The organism is Acinetobacter sp. YH12233 (assembly GCF_013417725.1).
In the GTDB taxonomy this organism is placed as follows: domain Bacteria; phylum Pseudomonadota; class Gammaproteobacteria; order Pseudomonadales; family Moraxellaceae; genus Acinetobacter.
Genome location: NZ_VPDK01000087.1, coordinates 1 through 1,210, shown reverse-complemented (window position 1 = coordinate 1,210; position 1,210 = coordinate 1). Strand labels below are relative to the sequence as shown.

The following is a 1,210-nucleotide window of genomic DNA, read 5'->3' as shown; positions in this document are numbered from 1 at the left end:
TGGTGGGTCTGACAAGACTTGAACTTGTGACCCCACGCTTATCAAGCGTGTGCTCTAACCAACTGAGCTACAGACCCTCAGATACATCGTCATGAAGAACAACTTGTTGTGGATTCTTACCAATCGTCAATCTTTCGTTAAGGAGGTGATCCAGCCGCAGGTTCCCCTACGGCTACCTTGTTACGACTTCACCCCAGTCATCGGCCACACCGTGGTAAGCGTCCTCCCTAAGGTTAGACTACCTACTTCTGGTGCAACAAACTCCCATGGTGTGACGGGCGGTGTGTACAAGGCCCGGGAACGTATTCACCGCGGCATTCTGATCCGCGATTACTAGCGATTCCGACTTCACGCAGTCGAGTTGCAGACTGCGATCCGGACTACGATCGGCTTTTTGAGATTAGCATCTGCTCGCGCAGTAGCAACCCTTTGTACCGACCATTGTAGCACGTGTGTAGCCCTGGCCGTAAGGGCCATGATGACTTGACGTCGTCCCCGCCTTCCTCCAGTTTGTCACTGGCAGTATCCTTAAAGTTCCCACCCGAAGTGCTGGCAAATAAGGAAAAGGGTTGCGCTCGTTGCGGGACTTAACCCAACATCTCACGACACGAGCTGACGACAGCCATGCAGCACCTGTATCAGAGTTCCCGAAGGCACCAATCCATCTCTGGAAAGTTCTCTGTATGTCAAGGCCAGGTAAGGTTCTTCGCGTTGCATCGAATTAAACCACATGCTCCACCGCTTGTGCGGGCCCCCGTCAATTCATTTGAGTTTTAGTCTTGCGACCGTACTCCCCAGGCGGTCTACTTATCGCGTTAGCTGCGCCACTAAAGCCTCAAGGGCCCCAACGGCTAGTAGACATCGTTTACGGCATGGACTACCAGGGTATCTAATCCTGTTTGCTCCCCATGCTTTCGCACCTCAGTGTCAGTATTAGGCCAGATGGCTGCCTTCGCCATCGGTATTCCTCCAGATCTCTACGCATTTCACCGCTACACCTGGAATTCTACCATCCTCTCCCATACTCTAGCTAACCAGTATCGAATGCAATTCCCAAGTTAAGCTCGGGGATTTCACATTTGACTTAATTAGCCACCTACGCGCGCTTTACGCCCAGTAAATCCGATTAACGCTTGCACCCTCTGTATTACCGCGGCTGCTGGCACAGAGTTAGCCGGTGCTTATTCTGCGAGTAACGTCCACTTATCCC

1 tRNA gene and 1 rRNA gene are annotated in these 1,210 nt (G+C 52.2%); both read right to left on the bottom strand.

Features of this window, described 5'->3' with window-relative positions:
* Window positions 1-77 (bottom strand) — tRNA-Ile (locus FTV12_RS16355).
* A gap of 61 nt (window positions 78-138) precedes the next feature.
* A 16S ribosomal RNA gene (locus FTV12_RS16350) occupies window positions 139-1,210 on the bottom strand; the annotation flags it as partial.